This is a genomic window from Herbaspirillum sp. B65, assembly GCF_000333555.1.
In the GTDB taxonomy this organism is placed as follows: domain Bacteria; phylum Pseudomonadota; class Gammaproteobacteria; order Burkholderiales; family Burkholderiaceae_D; genus Herbaspirillum; species Herbaspirillum rubrisubalbicans.
The window spans coordinates 1-2,085 of the sequence record NZ_BADI01001089.1 but is presented as its reverse complement, the minus strand read 5'-3'; the positions used below and the strand labels follow the sequence as shown (position 1 = coordinate 2,085).

Here is a 2,085-nt window from a genome sequence, read left to right as displayed (position 1 = left end):
CGTGCAATCGTGGGGCGCAAGCCACTCATTCCCAGACATCGTTCCTGAGACGACATCGGCAGTCCGCTCCCGCCACGGCTTGTCACAACAGGCTTTCTCTTGTGTTTGCCCGACTGGGGCGTCTTGCTGCCGAATGGCGCAATCAGGTCACGGATACGACGCGATTCATCGTAGTGCTTCATAGTGTAGCTCCTTAGCAATGCCCGGCCTCCGTGATGTGCCACAACACGAAGCAGCATGGCGCATGACGAATACTGGCCAAGCGCGAGGTGGGGTCACCACCTCGGCGACAGCCTTGCGCGCTGGCGCATGGTGACTTATTCCCATCCGCCGCCCAGCGCCTTGAATACGCTGACCTGCGCAGAACCTACACGTTGATCTGCAGATGCTACCTGCGATTTCGCGTCAATCAGGCTGGTCTGGGCGACAATCACGTCAAGGTAGCTGATCGATCCGGCGCGGTAGCGCTGGTCTGCCAACTGGAAAGCCTTGTCAGCGCGATCACGTGCGTCGATCAATGCCTGGCGCTGCTGCATCGCCGCGCCATATGCGCTCAGGGACTGCTCGGACTCCTTGAGCGCATTGAGCACTACGCCGTCGAAGCTGGCCAATGACGCTGCGGCTTGGGCCTTGGCCTGCGCGATACGGCTGCGCACCACCATTGTGTTGGGAAAGCTCCAGGAAATCAGCGGTCCAAGGGAATACGACCAGGTACGATTGCCGCTCAGAGCATCATCGCGCAAATAACTGGCCGACGCGCCCAGCGTGACCCGCGGATAGAGGTCGGCCACAGCCACGCCAATACGCGCTGTGTCGGCGGCCAGCTGACGCTCGGCCTGGCGCAGGTCCGGGCGGCGCCGCAGTAGCGCAGTGCCGTCGCCGATGGGCAGCGCACCTGCCACTTCCGGCGCCTTGATGCAGGCACGCGCAGACTCAGGCACCTGCGACGGCGTGCGCCCCATCAGCACGGCCAGCTCGAACAGCGCGGTCTCCCGCTGGTTTTGCAGCGGCGGCAACGCCGCCTGTGCCTGTGCAAGGATCACGCCGGCCCGCTCCACATCCAGCAGCGAAGCCGCCCCTGCGTGCTCCTGGCGTCTGACCAGATCCAGGCTGCGCTGAGCCAGTGCAATGGACGCCTGCGCAACCTGCATGGATTCACCATAGTTACAGGCATCCAGGTAGGCCTTCGTGGTGTCGGCGACGACAACCACCTTGGCGGCATCATGGGCGGCGGCAACTGCCTCGGCATTGTCGCGGGCCGCCTCGACATCGCGTCTGACCCGGCCAAACAGGTCGACTTCGTAGGAGATATCGATGCCACCGTTGTAGCTCAACTGCGTGGGTGCCTGGCCGGATCCCGTCCACGTGGTCTGATCCCGGCCATAGCTGGGGCCGGCCGACAGGCTGGTCGAAGGATAGAGGCCGCCGCGCGCCTCCTTGTAGACGCCCCGTGCACGGTCGAGGTTGGCCAGTGTGACGCGCAGATTGGTATTGGCCGACAACGCTAGCTGCACAAGCTGGTCGAGCGCGGGGTCGTTGTACAGCTTCCACCAGTGCGCGGGCAGCGGCGCCGCAATGTCTGTATCGGCCGGCTTGGTCACGAAGCTGCCTGCTACGACGTCCGGCAAGGCCGGTGGATGATAGTCTGGTCCGGTGGTGCAGCCCGCGTTGGCGATGGCAGCGACAATCGCAATCAAGACGACGCGTCGAGAGACAAATGGCGACGCACCGGAAGCATTGGACATGATAGGGGTCAGTTTAGAGTGCGACATCAGGCGCCTCCGCAGTAGACAGTTCGCGGGCGCGCTCGCTTTGTGCTGATGCACGGTGATCTTTGGCGATAAAGCTGTAGATGGTGGGCAGCACAAACAGCGTGAAGAAGGTACCGATCATCATGCCCATCACCACCACGATGCCAATGGAGAAGCGGCTGGCCGAGCCCGCGCCGTTTGCAAACAGCAAGGGCACCAGGCCTGCGACCATCGCCGCAGTGGTCATCAACACCGGACGCATCCGCACGGCAGCGGCCTTCTCGATTGCCTCGATGCGGCTGAGGTTTTCGTGATGCTGGATATGGTCGCAAAA

At 63.0% G+C, this 2,085-nt stretch carries 2 protein-coding genes and 1 pseudogene; all 3 read right to left on the bottom strand.

The window, feature by feature from the left end; genetic code table 11:
* A pseudogene (locus I5W_RS32960) lies at nt 1-182 on the bottom strand (Fur family transcriptional regulator); the annotation flags it as partial.
* 135 nt (nt 183-317) lie between these two features.
* Nucleotides 318-1,745, bottom strand: a complete 1,428-nt coding sequence (locus I5W_RS25820) for an efflux transporter outer membrane subunit (protein ID WP_044531402.1) — start codon at nt 1,743-1,745, stop codon at nt 318-320.
* A 13-nt stretch (nt 1,746-1,758) separates the two neighbouring features.
* Nucleotides 1,759-2,085, bottom strand: a 327-nt coding sequence (locus tag I5W_RS25815) for an efflux RND transporter permease subunit (protein ID WP_044531401.1), incomplete at its 5' end; no start/stop codon positions are given.